Source organism: Rhodococcus sp. ACPA1, from assembly GCF_002300195.1.
GTDB classification, from domain to species: Bacteria; Actinomycetota; Actinomycetes; order Mycobacteriales; family Mycobacteriaceae; genus Rhodococcus_F; species Rhodococcus_F opacus.
The window spans coordinates 465,654-482,333 of sequence record NZ_NSDX01000002.1 but is presented as its reverse complement, the minus strand read 5'-3'; the positions used below and the strand labels follow the sequence as shown (position 1 = coordinate 482,333).

Here is a 16,680-nt window from a genome sequence, read left to right as displayed (position 1 = left end):
TTACCTGCCTTCGTAGGCCGGTGGGCGTCGATCCGCGAAAGCGAGCAGTCCCTCCGTTGCGTCATATGACTGCGTCGCATATTCGTGCACGAGGTCGGTCTCCTGCCGGAGCCCCTCGTCCAGGTGCGTCCGCTGGCCGATTCGGATGAGTTCCTTCATCTTCCGCTGCCCCAGCGGCGTCCGGGTGGCCATCCTGCGTGCCAGCGCAACCGTCTCCTCGCGCAAGCTCACCAGAGGCGCCTGGAAGGCGGCGAGACCGACCTTCACAGCAACCGACGCCTCGAAGAGGTCACCGGTGAGGAGCCAGCGCCGCGCATGCTGCACGCCGATGGCGCGGATCAGGCGTTGGCTCCCGCCCGCGCCCGGTAGCTGGGCGAACCCTAGGTGGCCGTCACCGATCCGCGCCTCATCCGCGATGGTGATGATGTCACAGGCGAGTGCGATCTCCAGTCCACCTGCCACGCAGACTCCGTTTATCATTGCGATGACTACCGACGACGAGGCCTCGAGCGCGTCGCACACGGCGTCGAAGTCGTCCATGAACTGCCGGAATTCCACGGGGTCCCGGTACAGCTGCTGGTAGCCTCTCAGGTCTCCTCCCGCCGAGAATGCTTGCCCGGCGCCGGTAAGGACGATCGCGCGTGGGGAGCCGTTCGCTGCGAAGTCTCCGAGTAGCTCTCGCAGCGCGCGGATCGTGTGCTTGTCGATCGGGTTACGCTGCTCAGGACGGTTGAACGTGATGATCACCACGTCTGCGCCGTCCTCATCGAGCCATTCCAGCGTGAGCAGGCTGCTGTGCTCGTCGGGGTACGCCGTCGGCCTCCCGGCGACCGCACCCAGTGTGGAAGTGTGAATGGTCATCAGTGCTCCTTCCGGTGGCGTTTGAGCTCGTGCCGGGCGATCGTGCGCCGGTGGACCGCGTCGGGGCCGTCGGCGATGCTGAGTATGCGTGTGTGCGCCCACATTTCGGCGAGGCCGAAGTCGTCTCCGACGCCGCCACCGCCGTGCAGCTGCACGGCGTTGTCCAGGATCTCGAGCGCCATTTCCGGGATGCCCACCTTGATCCCGGCGATCTGCACAGCCGCTGCGCGGTTGCCCTCCTTATCCATCAAAGAGGCGGTGAAGAGGGTGTAGAGCCGGGCTTGGTCGATGCGGATCCTGGCGTCGGCGATCCAGTCTTGGACGGAGCTGCGTGACGCGAGGGACTCACCAAAAGTCACGCGCTCCTCGGCGCGCCGGCACATCATCTCCAGTGCGCGCTCGGCGACGCCGATCGTGCGCATGCAGTGGTGGATCCTGCCCGGTCCCAGGCGTGCCTGGGCGATCGCGAAGCCCTGCCCCGGGCCGCCCAGGATGTTGGCTTTGGGCACTCTCACGTCCTCGAAGGTGATCTCGCAGTGCCCTTCCCGGTCCACGTAGCCGTAGACGCGGAGGTTCCGGACGATGGTCACGCCGGGCGTATCAACCGGCACCAGCACCATGGATTGCTGCTGGTGTCGCGCCGCGCGGGGGTCGGTCTTACCCATGACGATGAGGATCTTGCAGCGCGGGTCAGCTGAACCTGAGATCCACCACTTACGCCCGTTGATGACGTAGTCGTCGCCGTCCTCGACGATGCTGCACTCGACGTTGGATGCATCAGACGACGCCACCGCCGGTTCGGTCATCGCGAACGCGGACCGGATCTCCCCCTCCAGCAGCGGTGCCAACCACTGCTCTTGCTGTTCCGGCGTGCCGAACATGGTGAGGATCTCCATGTTTCCGGTATCGGGCGCGGAACAGTTACAGACCTCGGATGCGATAGGCGAACGGCCGAGAATCTCGGCGATGTACGCGTAGTCCAGGTTGGTCATTCCCTCCGTCCACCTGGTCTTGTGGGGAAGAAACAGGTTCCACAGGCCCAGCTCACGCGCCTCGCGCTTCAGGTCCAGCAGGATCTGGGGATGCCCGTGCGGCTCGCCCAGGTCGGCCATTTGCTGCCGATACACCGCCTCGGCAGGCAATATCCGGTCGTCCATGAACTGGGTCAACTTCTTGCGAAGCTGGTCCGCCTCTGGACTGATCGCGAGATTGAATGCGCTCACGCTCGCCCTCCTGTCTGCATGTGCCCGCGACCCTTCGCGAGCACTCGTTCGACCAACTGAAATTTCTGAACCTTGCCCGTCGCCGTCCGCGGCAAGGCGTCCACCAGGAGCACTCGCTCAGGCAGCTTGAAGGGCGCGAGCCCCAGCTCACGCAGGTACGACACAACGTCGGCGAGCGTGACCTCATGGCCCTCTTCGGCGACGACGCACGCGCACCCGATCTCGCCCAACCGCTCATCGGGAATGCCCACAACGACGGCCTCGCGAACGTGCGCCATACCAACGATGAGGTCCTCGACCTCCCTCGGTGTGATGTTCAACCCGCCCCGGATGATGATTTCCTTCTTGCGTCCGACCATCGTGAAGTAGCCATCCGAATCGACCACCCCGAGGTCTCCCGACCTCACCCAGCCGTCGACCGAGAACGTCGCCCGGGTCCTCTCCTCGTCAGAGAAGAAGCCGACACAGCACGACGGGCTACGCACGAAGAGCTCACCCGGCTCTCCGACGAGAATCGCGCCGTCGTCGTCCCGCACCTCGAGCTCCACTCCGTCGAGCGGCGGTCCCTCGGTCTCGAGCCTCTTCTCCAGCGGGCTGTCCGGGCGGTTCCACGTCGCGCTCAGCACCTCCGTCGATCCGTAGATCCGGAGCACCGTGATCCCCGCATCGGCGGCTCGCCCCACTACGACGCTCGGCACGGGCGCACCACCGCACGAGAACATTCGCAATGAGGTCAGATCTGCACCCATCGACTCCCCTGCGTCCAACAGGTCCGTAAGAAAGGTGGTCGCCGCCACTGTGTAGGAGGGCTTTGCACGCTCGATCAGCCGGACCGCGTCGGCCGGATCCCATCGATCCTGCAGCGTGAGAGTGAGTCCGTTGAGGAGCGCGACGCGCACCCCGTAGTTCAGGCCCGTGGAATGCCCGATCGGCGACGGCATCCACACCCCGTCGGTCTCGCTCAGACCGATACCGGACGTCAGCATGCGGGTGCCCGCGCAGAGGGTCTGCTCCGTATGCATGATCGCTTTCGGCGCGGACTCGGTGCCGGAGGAGAAGATCAGCTCGCACACGGCGGAGGCATCGGGGTCTGGCAGGTTGTCGAGCGCCGGCCAGTGCACGAACACGGTGTCCGCGTCGCCGCGCTCGACGACGAACTGCGCGGTGCCGGGATTGGCCGCGCAGACTTCCGCAACCATCGCGCGGTGGTCGAAGTTTCGGTACTCCGCGGGAGAGACGATCAAGCGGCTCCCCGCTGTGCGAACGATGTTTGACAGCTCGTGCGCACGATAGATGGGCAGCACGGGGTTGAGCACGGCGCCGAGCAGATGCACGGCCAAGTCCAGGACCACCGTCTCGTACCAATTCGGCATCTGCACAGTCACCACGTCACCACGACCGATGCCCATCGACTGCAGCCGCGCGGCGACGGAATTCGAGTGCGCCGCAAGCTGCGCATAGGTGTGACCCTCCGACTCCACATCGTCGACGACGGCGACTCTGTCGCCCCGCTCGAACGCCCAGCGGCTCAACGCCCCAACGAGCGTCTGTTCATCCCACGCTCCGCTCGACAGATAGGAGTTTCTCCGGTCCGCGGCCGTAACCACATCCGTCAGGAGTGCTCGCCCCGTTTGCTTCTCTGAACCCACCCTCGTCCTCACTAAGTCGACTTCCATGACTGAAAGCGTATTCGATATCTTGCATTTCGCAAGTCAAAATATGGAAAGAACTCCAAACATCGCGTACCGTGACTTGAAATTCACCGAAGGAGCTCACCGTGGAACCACCCTTTCCTACAGATCCCACCACCGACCTGACTGGTCTCACAGCTGTTGTCACCGGCGGAAACGGCGGAATCGGGCTCGGACTGGCGAGCGGACTCGCGCACGCCGGCGCAAACGTCTGCATCTGGGGCCGGAGCGAGGAGAAGAACGGCTCGGCGTTGGAGCAACTGCACGACGCCGCCGGCAAGGCGCACGCGATCTCCTGCGATGTCAGCGACGAGGCAGACGTCGACCGCGCCATGGCTGAAACGCTTGCGGCGTTCGGGCGTGTCGACTCGCTCTTTGCGAATGCGGGCGTACCCGGTGACATGACCCCGTTCGTCGACCTCTCATTAGACGACTGGCGACGCACGCTTGCGATCAACCTGGAAGGCGCATTCCTTTCCCTACGGGCGGCGGCCCGCCACATGGTCGAACGCGGCGAGGGCGGATCGCTCGTCGGCGTGTCATCGATCATGTCCTTCTATGGCGGCGCTCAAAAACAGCCGTACGCGGTCAGCAAGGCGGGGATCGAGGCGCTCATGCGTTCCCTCGCCGTGGAACTCGCCCCGAATCAGATACGAGCAAACGCGCTACTGCCGGGCTGGACGGACACCGCACTGCTCGAGCCTGGTGCCGGCTTCATCGCCGATGAGCACCACGCCCTGATTCGTAAGCAAACCATCGGCCGCACGCCGGTGCGTCGTTGGGGTCAGCCTGCCGACTTCGCCCGGATCGCGGTCTTCCTGGCCGACCCGACGCTGCGGTTCCACACGGGCGACCGGCTCGTCGTGGACGGCGCCTACACCCGCTTCTAGCCACTAAAGAGGAGAAAACGTGCCGCTGGATCCGACAGCCCTCGGCTATATCTCACCCACGATCCCCGTCTCCTGGGACGAGCGCGACACGATGCTCTACGCATTGAGCATCGGGGCGGGCACCGACGATCTCGAGTACACGACCGAGAACACCGCCGGCGTTCGGCTGACCGCGACGCCGTCCATGCCCGTGGTGTACTGCCAGCCGTCATCCGATGTATGGGACCGGCTCGGCGAGTTCGACTGGTCGTGCCTCGTTCACGCGGCTCAGTCACTCGAACTACACGCGCCGATGCCCCCCGTCGGGGCAGGATCGATCACGACCACGATCACAGAGATGAGCGACAAAGGCACGGCTGCTGTGGTCACCGCCCGTACCGAACTCCGCGATACTGACGGGACGTCGCTCGCGACGGGCGACTCGACCGTGTTCATCCGCGGGGCGGGGGGATGGGGCGGAGGTCGTGGCTCAACTGTGACCCCACCGCCCCCGGAGGGCCCAGCGGATCGGGAGGCCACCGTCGTGACCGCCCCCACGCAGGCGCTGCTCTACCGCTTGAATGCGGACCGGAATCCACTGCACTCCGATCCAGCTTTCGCACGCAGGGCCAACTTCGACCGCCCGATCCTGCATGGCCTCTGCACCCTCGGGATCGCGGTCCTCTCGGTCGCCCGCATTAATCACATTCCCGGTATGCAACTGCAGCGGTTTTCGGCACGGTTTGCCAACTCGTGCTATCCCGGCGATGCCCTGACCACGCGAACGTGGTCCCCAAACGGGTCCACGGCCGCGCCGGAGGCGGCTCCGCCCGGCACCGCCGGCTCCCGCAGCGTGGCCTTCGACACCCTCGGTCCCGGTGGCGTTGCCGTCCTGTCCCGAGGTGCAGCAACGTTCGGCCCGCTGACCTGACCACCACTGCATGTCGGTGTCGCCGAATCGAGGAAGGTGTGGCTGCCGCAAACGTGGGCGAAGTGCATCCTTCGTCGGCCCGTGAGTGTTTTCGGACTCCGCGACATCATCTCGCGCCTACCGGAAGATGCCCTTGGCAGCGGCGAGGACCTGACCGGCAGCGAGGGCATCGAAACGTCGGTGACGGTGACGCCGCCGCGGCAGGAAGGACGCGGGCCGGCGACACCGATTGGTGGACAACGAGGTTCGAATCCTGTCCGAGCCGATGACGCTGCCCGACCGCGCTGTCGCAAGGACCGGGCGGTTCGACGTCGGCGAGCCGACGGACGCGGATCCGCCTTACGTAGAAGTCGTTCGGCCAGTCTTCGTGCTCGCCGACGAGATCAAGCGCACGCCGGCGAAGGTGCTGGCCCCGACGACGAGGCGAGCACTCAAACCTGGCCGAACAATCGCAAGCGCTCTGTGTCGCCGAGCGTGTGCGATGCTCGGTCGGCGATGCGCGCGAGTCGTTCGCCGATCCTCGAGAAACCGAGCTCCTCGAACACAACCTTTGCCCCCAAGAACGCGATGAGGCCCTCGTAGCCGTGCGAACTGGTGACCGACGCGCTGACGCCCTTTACCCCGGGGTAGTACTCCTCGTCGTCGACCGCATACCCACGAGTTCTGGTCGTCTCGACCGCATCGCGGAACTCTCCGAGGTCAACGATGCTGTGTGCCGTATACGCCTCCAGCTTCTCAGGCAGCGGTTCCCCCGTCGTTGCATAGTACGTCTTCCCCCATGACGCAGCTGCTAATGGAACGCCGCCGCCAAACGGAACCGCGACATCAGAGCCAGGGCCGCGATGCGCGTTGAGAATGAGGTGGCGTCCGTCCCAGGCGGTCGCCGAGACCGCGGTCACGCCGAGCTCGTTCGCGACGTTGACCGCCTCGATCCAGGCAGCGCGGTACATCGGAGTGCCGCGCGCGTAGGCAGCCCCGAGATAGTGCAAGACGGGCCCCAACGCGTACCGCTTGTGCTCGGTCAGGACCACCGCGTCGAGGCTGAGAAGATGGTTGAGAGTGGCATGTGCTGAACTCGCGGCGACTCCTGTTGCCTCGGCGATGGCCGACAGCGTCAACGGTACCGGCGAGTCACGGAGCAACGACAAGACGCCGAATGCCTTCTCGATCGCAGATGAGGACTTCGCCGCCGCTACGGGCTTCGACGCCGCCGCGGGCTTCGACGCCGCTACGGGCTTCGACGCCGCCGCGGGCTTCGACGCCGCCGCGGGCTTCGACGCCGCCGCGGGCTTCGACGCCGCCGCGGGCTTTGACGCCGCTGAGGACTTTGGCACCGCTGCCTCCCCTGTCTTGACTCTGTGGCTCGAAACTATCGAGCAGCTATTTCATCATAGCCGAAGACACTTCATATAACTGGCATGTCGTGCCCGTAAAATGTGGGCTACACAGCGTAAAGTTTCGATCTATGAACTTATCCCGTCGAATTCTCAGGAAAGGTCACGCGAGGAAGTAGCCAGACGTCACTGAGTCTGCCGCCAATAGGTCGTTACTCACCGTGTCGCGGAGAGACCCCCATCGATGGCGATCGATTGTCCGGTGATCGACCGCGCGGACGGCGACGCGAGGTAAACACACATTGCCGCAACCTCATCGGGCTCGATCATGCGCCCCTGCGGGCTCAGCAGGTGAGCACTGGCCTGGTCAACGCTTTTGCCCGTTTTGGCTACGATCTTCCGAATCGCTGCTGCTGCCATCGGCGTGTTGGTGTAGTACGGGCTCACGCAGTTGAACGTGAGGCTGGTCCCGGCAAACTCAGCTGCCAGCGAGCGTGTCATGCCCAGGAGCGCATGTTTGGCGGCGACATAGGCTGTGACATACGAGAAGCCCACCTCGGCGGCGATTGAGGCGATCGAGATCACCCGCCCCTGATTGCGTTCCAGCATCATCGGCAATGCGGCCCGGACGAGCCGCAGCGGGGCTTCGACGTCGATGCAATGGTGTCGTCGCCAGTGCTCCATATCCATTTCTAGAAACTTGACCGATTCGGCGATGCCCGCATTGTTGACGAGGACGTCGAGAGACCCGAACTCCTCCTGAACCGAGGCAACGACCGTGTGGCAGGCGTCCGCGTTCTCGACGTCAAGACGCCGACCGTGGATCCGCTGGCCTGCCGGCGAGAGGAAATCCTCGGCGCGCCGGGAGGCTGCCACCACGGTGGCGCCGGCCTCTGCCAACGCCTCCGAGATGACCCGACCGATCCCCTGGCTTCCTCCTGTAACCATGGCGACCTGGCCGCTGAGCGCACAACGTCGCGTGTCGCTCGATAAGCGCCTTTCGGTCATCCACGACCCCGAGTGCCCGCTCCAACAAGTTCGAACAGCGTCGCGTTCGCCTGTCCGCCACCTTCGCACATGGTCTGCATGCCGTAACGAATGTCGTTGTCCACCATATGCGAGATGAGCGTCGTGGCGATCCGCGCACCCGAGCCGCCTAGCGGGTGTCCGAGGGCAATGGCACCGCCGAGGGGATTCAGCAGCTCGTCGGCGACCTTGAACTCGGATTGCCAGGCGAGGACGACGGAGGCGAATGCCTCGTTGACTTCGAAGGCGCCAATGTCCGACAGTGAGATGCCCGACTTGGCCAGGAGCTTCTCGGTCGCTGGGATCGGCCCAGTCAGCATGACATTTGGCTCGCTCCCCGCAACGACTGCCGTGTGCACCCTCACCAGGGGCTTCCACCCGTGGGAGGCGGCGTACTCGGAGGTGGTGAGCAGGAGTGCCGCGGAGCCGTCGCTGATCTGCGAACTGTTGCCCGCCGAGATTCGCCCATCCGGGAGGAATGGGGTCTTCAGTGTGCCGAGGATGTCGAGAGTCGATCCGGGTCGGATTCCCTCGTCCACCACGAATGCGCCTGCGGCCGTTTCGATCGGCACCATCTGCCCGCTGAACGCTCCCCCGCGTGATGCGTTGTCGGCGCGGGCGTGCGATTGGAGGGCATAGTCGTCCAGCTGGGTGCGGGATAGGGACCACCTGCGCGCGATCGTCTCGGCGCCGAGGCCCTGGCTGGGGAACTCCGGGCTGTATCGCTTGGCGTACAGCTCACCTAACGGTGATTGTGTCCCGGCCGCAGATCCCATCGGCACACGTGACATCGACTCGACGCCGCCCGCCACCGCGACGTCATATTGTCCCGAGACGATGCCGGCGGCAGCGAAGTGGATCGCCTGTTGCGAGGAGCCGCACTGGCGGTCAATGGTCGTGCCGGGAACCGATTCCGGCCATCCCGCCGAGAGCACCGCCGTGCGTGCGATGTCGAAGGTCTGCTCGCCGGCCTGGCTCACACATCCCCACACGACGTCGTCTACGACGGAGGGGTCGAGGTCGCTGCGCCGGGCAAGCTCCTGTAGCACGTGTGCCGACAGGTCCGCCGGGTGAACTGTTGACAGAGAGCCGTTCCGCTTCCCCACAGGGCTCCGGACTGCGGCCACCACTACTGCATCACGCATGATTCTCCTTGGTGCTCGTACTTGTCAGGAAAGGACGAGAGTCTTTCCGTGATCTGCCAGCTCATTGCCGAGCCGCTCCATGAACGTGTCGTCCATCAGCTCCAGGCTCTGGCGCTGTTCGAACAGACTGAGACAAACCCCGTCTACCGAGGCTTCCGACGCCCACTTGGCGAGGCCGACCGCGACCTCATCAGGGCTGCCGAGGATCGGATCCTGCAGGAGGAACCTGCCCATCGCGCCGGGCTCGCCGAGCCGTCGCTCCGCCTCCTCGACGGGTCCGCGTCCATGTGCCACCAGCTGGGCGATAGCTTTCTTGTCGCCGCCTGCGACGATGCGGTGGGCGACCTCTTCCGCCTCCGCGCGCGTCTTGCGGATAATCACATGCTTGCGCCCGATCATCCCGGCGTCAGTGCCGCCGCTGACCTCCTTGGCTTTTTGGAACTGGCTGGCGTCGGCCGCGGTGCTGAACAGATAATCGGCGTTGTCGAGCGCGAACCGCATTCCCCGTTCGGATTGTCCCGCGTTCACCACGAGGGGCCCCCCCTTTTGTCGTGGGCGTGGCAGGCACTCGGCATCCTTGAGTTGGAAGTGCTCGCACGAGTACGAGGAGTGCCCGTCGCGCCACAATTCGCGGATGGCCTTCAGCCAGTGCTCCGCGTGGTCGTACCGGTCGTGATGCCCGCGCAGCTCGAGGCCGATCGACTCGAAGTCGGCCTGGGACCAGCCTGCTACGACGTTGAGGCCCCAGCGACCGTCTCCGATGTGGTCCATGGTGGCCCCCATCTTGGCAACGACAGCGGGACCGAATACTTCAGTGTGGATCGTCGTAAGGATTGTTGTGCGCGTGGTCACCGCAAGCAGCGCCGAGGTGAGCGTGATGGTCTCCAGGCCGTAGGGACAGAAGTCGGCCTGGTCTCCCTTCAGCCCCCTCCACCGCGCCACCGGCAGCAAGAACGAGAGCCCCATCTCGTCACCCGCGATCGCTATTTCGCGGACGTTGTCGTAGATCGGCTCGGTGGATCCCTCGGCGCTTGTGATGTAGTGCGCGTTGCGCATGTTCGCGAGGAAGAGTCCGAGGCGGACCCCGTTATTCACGCGGGGCAATGTTCGCGGACGGGAATGCTCGAGGGGCGGGGTGTAGGTGGTCACGGAGTTCTCCTAACTGAATATGAAGATCGGTCGCGGCGGATACGCACAACCTTGTCTGCGCTGAAGCGATAGCCCGCGGGAGTCCGCTGCCGGCTGGCGTTGCAGTGCGCTCACTCTTGCGCTTGCACGGAGCGTGCAAACCTCCGCGTGTGAGGCGGGGATCCGGCTTAGCGGCAGCGTGACCCACGCGGTTGGCCGCGTGTCACAACCACGTGCCGCTTGCAGGCCGGCGATGCCACGATGAACTTGGCCTGACATTGCTCCTCCGTCTGCCGACTGCGATGTCTCTCCCCGGCTTGTCACGAGCGCCAGGGGTACTTGTCACCGAGTAGCGGCAACACGTCGTCGATAATCAGTGCCGCAGTCCCTTGCTTACTCCCGGCGCTGGAGATGATCGGACACAGGATCGCTGCGTCGGCCACGTCTGCCACGTACACATCGAGAATCAGAGTCGCCAATCCCTGAGGAGTGCCGACATAGCGAACTGTGTCTCCGAACTGCGCTTCCCCATACTGCAGTAATTCCCTGCGCGCGGTTCGGGCATCGGCGGCGATCAACACGTCGATTTCGAGTGCCACGATGAGATCTGCGGGATCTTCGCCCGCGCCGATCCACTGTTCGCGCACTGCCGCCCGTTCCCTGATGGCGCCGCGCAACTCGGCTTGCCGCATTCTGTGCACCATCGTGGCGGCCGAGCGCGGAGCCTGCGGACTGAAAAATGAGCCATTCCCCGTAGGGCGGAGATCCCTCCACGCGACAGTGTCGACTCCGTCCGCCATGGCGACGCGCAGTTCCGGCCTAACCGGCCGTGGGGTGACACCGGCTGTCATGACTTCTCCTACCCATTTCCGAATTCGACGTCGATCGCCTTCTGCGACAGTTTTCGGTGACCGCCGATCAAGCCAGCGGGGCGCCCGAGGTGGTTTGCTGAAAGCCGCACATGCATCGAATTTCAGCGGCTGGGCCGGGTCACGTACCGCGGCATCGGATGCAGGATGGAGAACCACCCTCGCAGTACCGCTTGGATCGATCGTTGCCCGCAGTCCAATCGCTCTGCTGCGCTATCCATTCCGGAGGCGAACCGCCGGCGGAAAGTCAGTCGTCCCAGTGCTCGATTGTGTCCGCTATGTCGCCGTCGAGGATCACGGCCATCTTCCACTCGTTACCCTGTACAAACGCCGTGTCGATGATCTCCACGATGTGATTGCGCGAAATCCCTCCGATCGACTTCGCCTGCCGGAGCGCATACCGGACGACAGCGGGGTTGGCCTCGAAGGCGCCTAGATGCATCGTCAGCAGCGGATAGATCTGCTTGGGCAACACGGCACTCGAGGTCGCCTGCTCGTACCGAAGCCGGTTGGCTTTGTACCCAGGCCCACGAAGTTTCAGCCAGAGGTCCACGAATCGCGGAACCTCCGAGTTCACACGCTCATGCCACGCACGCAGCGCTGCTTCGTCGGCGTCGGAGACGGGGATTTGAGTCGTATCGAGCCCGCTGACGAACTCGGACGGATCGATGCTCCAGTCTGCGGGAAAGACAATGCGGCCGGCGTCGTCCTTGTCCTCCCAAGAGTCCAGCCACGGCCCTGCGACGTCAGAGACCGCGTTGATCGCTCGCGGCCCACCTGACAGAAAGGCAAAGTTCAGCGTATCGAGGATCTGTCGCTTGGAGAATCCATGCTGTCGGGCGACGATCATCTCGTACATGCAGCCGTCTGCGTTCGCGGTGACAGCGTAGGAGTGGACGAAGAAGATGCCGCGCGGTACTTCGCTCGTCAGCGCCGGGACGAGACCACGGTACCTCTTGAATCCACCGGGATTGTTGTCGATCATCCACGGCGCGAACTGGGCGAACCGGGTGTCGCCTGTGCCGTGCGAAAGCTCGTACCAGCGAACGGCCTCAGCCCTCTCCTCGAAGGTCCAGTCGTTCGACGAAAGGTCCAGGTTCGGATACGGCGCGACACCTCTGTCGGCGCCAGTCGAATAGTGGTTCGGCATGTGTGCGGTTCCATTTCAGTTTGTCGACACTCGTGCGTAGTGGGCGTATGTGCTACTTCGCACCAGTTGGCAAGGAGCAGCTCGCGCGTCACAGTGGGGCGCTTGTCCTTGAAGCATAGACCAGGATTAGGTTTTACGGAAACAGTTCATCGTTTTTTCGATGCTCTACCCTAAATAATCGAATTGGGTTAACATTGCGACCTATGTGCAAGTGTGCTCACTGTGGTCGACGAACCGGCATCCTGAGCTCCTTCTCGACCAGTTCGCTGGCGGTGACAGGATGAACACCTCGCTGCGGTCCCCTGGATACTCGATGCCGACCTGCATTCGCCGCGCGCTTGAGGCCTCTACCTCTCGCGCATACTTGTCGCTCTCGGCCGTCACACCGTGTGACGGGGTCCGCATCTCAGCACCTCCACCGCCGACACTCGCAGTAGCCGGCCATTTCGCAGCCTGGAGCAGTTTCCTGACTGTGGCGGCAACCACCAGAAGGGACATCTCATGACGCTCGCGAATGCCGAACTCGATTCCGGAATCCTGCGCTCTGCATTTGGACAGTTCCCGAGTGGCGTCGTCGCACTGTGCGCCGAGATCGACGGGATCCCGGTCGGTATGGCAGCCAGCACCTTCGTCGCAGTGTCGATTGATCCTCCGCTTGTCGCATTCTGCGTCCAGAACACGTCGACGACGTGGCCGAAAGTCGCCGCAGCAGGACGAATCGGAATCAGCGTCCTCGGCGAAGAACACGACGTCGCAGCACGAACCTTGGCAGCCAAAACCGGTAACCGATTCGAGGGTCTCGACATGACGACAACCGAGGACGGGGCGGTCTTCATCGGAGGCGCGAGCATGTGGCTCGACGCCACCGTCACCGAAGAAGTTCCGGCCGGCGATCACGCCATCGTACTGATGCGCATCAACGAACTAGAGATTAAGCATGTCGCACCGATCGTGTTCCACGGCAGTAAGTTCCGCAGACTCGCTATCGAGGTCGGGTAGTGATCGCGCTCGAGGCGCTGCGCCATGGCAATCCGGTCCCGGTCTCCGACAATGCCCGACGCGCAACCGAGGGAACATGATTTTCACCGTCGACCGGGTGACGCCCGAATGGGCGGCACCGACGATGCGGAACACCTAAAGCCTGCTGCCTCCGCCGTAACTCCTGTCCGCGCCGAGGCGCTGAACCTGCCCCCGCTGAGAAGACTGATCGCACACATGTACACGATTCAGAAATGAGCACCATCGATGAAACCTGTGAACAGGTCTGATAGCTCCACGAGCAGTGGGGGATCGACGCGAGTCGGAGTTACACGTGAGTCCGGGGAGGACGAACGTCGCGTCGCACTGGTTCCGACGATCGTGTCGTCGTTGATCGCCAAGGGCGTCGAGGTCGTGGTGGAGTCAGGCGCCGGATTGGGCGCGTTGATCCCGGACGAGCTGTACGTCGCTGCCGGCGCATCGATCGGTGACCCGTGGGCGGCGGACGTCATAGTGAAGGTCGCACCTCCCACCGAGGCAGAGATTTCGAAGCTGTCGTCGGGTTCGACGCTGATCGGGTTCCTCGCACCGCGCAACGCCGAGAACAGCATCGGGGCGTTGAAGACCGCCGGGGTGCAGGCGTTCGCGGTCGAGGCGATCCCGCGGATCTCCCGCGCCCAGGTGATGGACGCGCTGTCGTCGCAGGCAAACGTGTCCGGATACAAGTCGGTGCTGCTCGCGGCGTCGGAGTCGACCCGGTTCTTCCCGATGCTCACCACCGCCGCCGGCACCGTCAAGCCCGCGACGGTGCTGGTGCTCGGTGTCGGTGTCGCCGGCCTGCAGGCGTTGGCCACGGCGAAGCGGCTCGGTGGCCGGGCCACCGGTTACGACGTACGCCCCGAGGTCGCCGACCAGGTCCGCTCGGTCGGTGCGCAGTGGCTCGATCTGGGGATCGACGCCGCCGGTGAGGGCGGCTACGCCCGCGAGCTGACCGAGGCGGAGCGGGCGCAGCAGCAGCAGGCGCTCGAGGACGCGATCAAGGGCTTCGACGTGGTCATTACCACCGCGCTGGTGCCGGGCCGTCAGGCGCCCCGCCTGGTGACCGCGGCCGCGGTGGAGGGCATGAAGCCCGGATCCGTGGTGGTCGACCTGGCCGGGGAGACCGGCGGTAACTGCGAGCTCACCGAGCCCGGTCAGACCGTGGTCAAGCACGGGGTGACGATCTGCTCGCCGCTGAACCTGCCCGCCAGCATGCCCGAGCACGCCTCGGAGCTGTACTCGAAGAACATCTCCGCGCTGCTCGAGTTGATGCTCGTCGACGGGAAGCTGGCCCCCGATTTCTCGGACGAGGTCCTCGCCGCGTCCTGCGTCACCCGCGACACCAAGGAACCCTCATGATCACAACACTTTTCAGAACCGCCGCGACACCGCTGGCGGTGTTCCTCGACCACGTGATGGTGCCCCGCCGCACCTTCGAGTTCTTCGACCTGTCCGAGGAACTCAGCTGCGATTTGAACTCCGATCATGGGATCGAGGTGGCCATCTGATGTATACCGAATCGTTGGCGAACATCGCGATCCTGGTGTTGTCGGGGTTCGTGGGGTTCGCGGTGATCTCGAAGGTCCCGAACACGTTGCACACCCCGTTGATGTCGGGCACGAACGCCATCCACGGCATCGTCGTGTTGGGTGCGCTGGTGGTGTTGGGCAAGGTCGAGAACCCGCCGTGGGGGCTGCAGGTGATCCTGTTCGTGGCCCTGGTGTTCGGAACGATCAACGTGGTCGGTGGTTTCGTGGTCACCGACCGGATGCTGGCGATGTTCAAGTCCAAGCCCGCCGCCCCTGTTGCTGCTGAGAAGGGTGGGGACCGGTAATGGAATACCTCGTCAACGTGCTGTACATCGTGGCGTTCTCGATGTTCATCTACGGTCTGATGGGTCTGACCGGCCCGAAGACCGCGGTCCGCGGTAACCAGATCGCCGCCGCCGGCATGGTCGTCGCCGTCGTCGCCACTTTGATCGCGATCAGGGGCACCTCCAACTGGGTGCTGATCGTCGCCGGTCTGGTGATCGGTGTGGTGTTGGGGGTGCCGCCGGCGTTGCGGACGAAGATGACCGCGATGCCGCAGCTGGTGGCGTTGTTCAACGGTGTCGGTGGCGGCACGGTCGCGTTGATCGCGTACGCGGAGTTCCTGGACTCGGACGGGTTCACCGCCTTCGCGCATGGTGAGTCGCCGACGGTGCACATCGTCATCGCGTCGCTGTTCGCGGCGATCATCGGGTCGATCTCGTTCTGGGGTTCGGTGATCGCGTTCCTGAAGCTGCAGGAAACCCTGCCCGGCCGCCCGATCGGCATCGGGAAACTGCAGCAGCCGCTCAATGCGGTGCTGCTGATCGGGGCCGTCGCATTGGCGGTGGCCATCGGGGTCAAGGCCATCGACCCGGCCGGACCCACCAGCCAGTGGTGGATCGTGGGTGTGCTGGTGCTGGCGGCGGTGCTCGGGTTGATGGTGGTGCTGCCGATCGGCGGCGCCGACATGCCCGTGGTGATTTCGCTGCTGAACGCGCTGACCGGGTTGTCCGCGGCGGCCGCGGGTCTGGCACTCAATAATCAGGCGATGATCGTGGCCGGGATGATCGTCGGGGCGTCGGGTTCGATCCTGACCAACCTGATGGCGAAGGCGATGAACCGGTCCATCCCGGCGATCGTGGCCGGCGGGTTCGGTGGCGGCGGTGTCGCGGCGGCGGTCGGGGACACGGCCGTGAAGACGGCGAAGTCCACCTCGGCGGCGGATGCGGCGATCCAGATGGCGTACGCGAATCAGGTGATCGTGGTGCCCGGGTACGGGTTGGCGGTGGCGCAGGCCCAGCATGCGGTCAAGGACATGGCGAAGATGCTCGAGTCGAAGGGGGTGGAGGTCAAGTACGCCATCCACCCGGTCGCGGGCCGGATGCCCGGGCACATGAACGTGCTCCTCGCGGAGGCCGATGTCGAGTACGACGCGATGAAGGAAATGGACGACATCAACGACGAGTTCGCGCGCACCGATGTCACCCTGGTGATCGGGGCGAACGATGTCACCAACCCGGCGGCCCGCAACGATCCGTCGTCGCCGATCCACGGGATGCCCATCCTGAATGTGGATCAGTCGAAGTCGGTGATCGTGCTCAAGCGGTCGATGAACTCCGGGTTCGCCGGCATCGACAACCCGTTGTTCTTCGCCGACACCACCTCGATGCTGTTCGGGGACGCGAAGAAGTCGGTCGCCGAGGTCACCGAGGAACTCAAGGCACTGTAGCTCGCCCGCAGTCCGGGTCGTCCTGGTGGACATCAAGTATTAGCTTGGGTCGCTCCCACGAAGAGCAGACAGTTCGGCTCCAGCAGTTTTCGTATTGGATCGAGGGAGCGCTGTGGCATTTGCAAATATCATGGGTGCAGAAAGGGGATTGTAGCTTCGATAGGTAGCGTCGGCGATC

At 64.3% G+C, this 16,680-nt stretch carries 17 protein-coding genes; 8 read left to right on the top strand and 9 right to left on the bottom strand.

The genetic code is table 11. From position 1 onward, the window contains the following. The 3 genes from CJ177_RS08725 to CJ177_RS08715 are packed head-to-tail and all read right to left on the bottom strand — an operon-like array spanning position 1 to position 3,733. Positions 1–861 carry an enoyl-CoA hydratase/isomerase family protein gene (locus tag CJ177_RS08725; protein ID WP_061700118.1) on the bottom strand — a complete coding sequence of 287 codons (861 nt, stop codon included), beginning with the start codon at positions 859–861 and terminating at the stop codon, positions 1–3. Beyond that, positions 861–2,084 carry an acyl-CoA dehydrogenase family protein gene (locus CJ177_RS08720; protein ID WP_082833530.1) on the bottom strand — a complete coding sequence of 408 codons (1,224 nt, stop codon included), beginning with the start codon at positions 2,082–2,084 and terminating at the stop codon, positions 861–863. Before CJ177_RS08720 ends, CJ177_RS08725 begins: the two co-directional genes overlap by 1 nt. Continuing rightward, positions 2,081–3,733: an AMP-binding protein gene (locus CJ177_RS08715; RefSeq protein ID WP_179443174.1), complete on the bottom strand. Its 1,653-nt coding sequence runs from the start codon at positions 3,731–3,733 to the stop codon at positions 2,081–2,083. The genes CJ177_RS08720 and CJ177_RS08715 overlap by 4 nt, the downstream gene beginning before the upstream one ends. A 128-nt stretch (positions 3,734–3,861) precedes the next feature. On the opposite strand from CJ177_RS08715, the gene CJ177_RS08710 reads away from it, so the two are divergent. Continuing rightward, complete coding sequence (locus CJ177_RS08710) at positions 3,862–4,665, top strand: SDR family NAD(P)-dependent oxidoreductase (RefSeq protein WP_061700120.1); 804 nt, start codon at positions 3,862–3,864, stop codon at positions 4,663–4,665. Between the two features lie 19 nt (positions 4,666–4,684). Beyond that, entirely contained in the window at positions 4,685–5,575 is an 891-nt protein-coding gene (locus tag CJ177_RS08705; protein WP_061700121.1) for a MaoC/PaaZ C-terminal domain-containing protein, read from the top strand. Between the two features lie 431 nt (positions 5,576–6,006). Here CJ177_RS08705 and CJ177_RS08700 read toward each other — a convergent pair whose 3' ends face one another. Continuing rightward, complete coding sequence (locus CJ177_RS08700) at positions 6,007–6,693, bottom strand: IclR family transcriptional regulator C-terminal domain-containing protein (protein WP_061700122.1); 687 nt, start codon at positions 6,691–6,693, stop codon at positions 6,007–6,009. On the opposite strand from CJ177_RS08700, the gene CJ177_RS47940 reads away from it, so the two are divergent. Beyond that, a complete protein-coding gene (locus CJ177_RS47940) occupies positions 6,677–6,988 on the top strand; it encodes a hypothetical protein (RefSeq protein WP_218835085.1) in 312 nt (103 codons plus the stop codon). The genes CJ177_RS08700 and CJ177_RS47940 overlap by 17 nt on opposite strands. Before the next feature lie 137 nt (positions 6,989–7,125). Here the strand turns inward: CJ177_RS47940 and CJ177_RS08695 are convergent, their stop codons facing one another. The 5 genes from CJ177_RS08695 to CJ177_RS08675 form a co-directional block, all read right to left on the bottom strand. After that, the gene (locus CJ177_RS08695; RefSeq protein ID WP_061700124.1) at positions 7,126–7,917 is read right to left on the bottom strand and encodes an SDR family NAD(P)-dependent oxidoreductase; all 792 of its coding nucleotides are present in this window, start codon (positions 7,915–7,917) and stop codon (positions 7,126–7,128) included. After that, positions 7,914–9,080 (bottom strand): thiolase family protein, encoded by a 1,167-nt coding sequence (locus CJ177_RS08690; protein ID WP_061042605.1) that lies wholly within the window; start codon positions 9,078–9,080, stop codon positions 7,914–7,916. Before CJ177_RS08690 ends, CJ177_RS08695 begins: the two co-directional genes overlap by 4 nt. A gap of 24 nt (positions 9,081–9,104) precedes the next feature. After that, a complete protein-coding gene (locus tag CJ177_RS08685) occupies positions 9,105–10,229 on the bottom strand; it encodes an LLM class flavin-dependent oxidoreductase (protein WP_143548653.1) in 1,125 nt (374 codons plus the stop codon). Between the two features lie 299 nt (positions 10,230–10,528). Next, on the bottom strand, positions 10,529–10,900 hold the full coding sequence (locus tag CJ177_RS08680) for a hypothetical protein (RefSeq protein WP_061042607.1): 372 nt from the start codon (positions 10,898–10,900) through the stop codon (positions 10,529–10,531). A 424-nt stretch (positions 10,901–11,324) separates the two neighbouring features. Continuing rightward, the gene (locus CJ177_RS08675; RefSeq protein WP_218835084.1) at positions 11,325–11,936 is read right to left on the bottom strand and encodes a hypothetical protein; all 612 of its coding nucleotides are present in this window, start codon (positions 11,934–11,936) and stop codon (positions 11,325–11,327) included. A 792-nt stretch (positions 11,937–12,728) separates the two neighbouring features. Between CJ177_RS08675 and CJ177_RS08670 the strand changes: the two genes are divergently transcribed. The 5 genes from CJ177_RS08670 (at position 12,729) to CJ177_RS08655 (ending at position 16,502) form a co-directional block, all read left to right on the top strand. After that, on the top strand, positions 12,729–13,226 hold the full coding sequence (locus CJ177_RS08670; protein WP_061042609.1) for a flavin reductase family protein: 498 nt from the start codon (positions 12,729–12,731) through the stop codon (positions 13,224–13,226). 255 nt (positions 13,227–13,481) lie between these two features. Then, a complete protein-coding gene (locus CJ177_RS08665) occupies positions 13,482–14,603 on the top strand; it encodes an NAD(P) transhydrogenase subunit alpha (RefSeq protein ID WP_257014443.1) in 1,122 nt (373 codons plus the stop codon). Beyond that, the gene (locus CJ177_RS47310; RefSeq protein ID WP_179443173.1) at positions 14,600–14,752 is read left to right on the top strand and encodes a hypothetical protein; all 153 of its coding nucleotides are present in this window, start codon (positions 14,600–14,602) and stop codon (positions 14,750–14,752) included. The genes CJ177_RS08665 and CJ177_RS47310 overlap by 4 nt, the downstream gene beginning before the upstream one ends. Then, the gene (locus tag CJ177_RS08660; RefSeq protein ID WP_095867574.1) at positions 14,752–15,078 is read left to right on the top strand and encodes an NAD(P) transhydrogenase subunit alpha; all 327 of its coding nucleotides are present in this window, start codon (positions 14,752–14,754) and stop codon (positions 15,076–15,078) included. The genes CJ177_RS47310 and CJ177_RS08660 overlap by 1 nt, the downstream gene beginning before the upstream one ends. Next, a complete protein-coding gene (locus CJ177_RS08655; RefSeq protein WP_095867573.1) occupies positions 15,078–16,502 on the top strand; it encodes an NAD(P)(+) transhydrogenase (Re/Si-specific) subunit beta in 1,425 nt (474 codons plus the stop codon). Before CJ177_RS08660 ends, CJ177_RS08655 begins: the two co-directional genes overlap by 1 nt. The last annotated feature ends 178 nt before the right edge of the window (positions 16,503–16,680 follow it).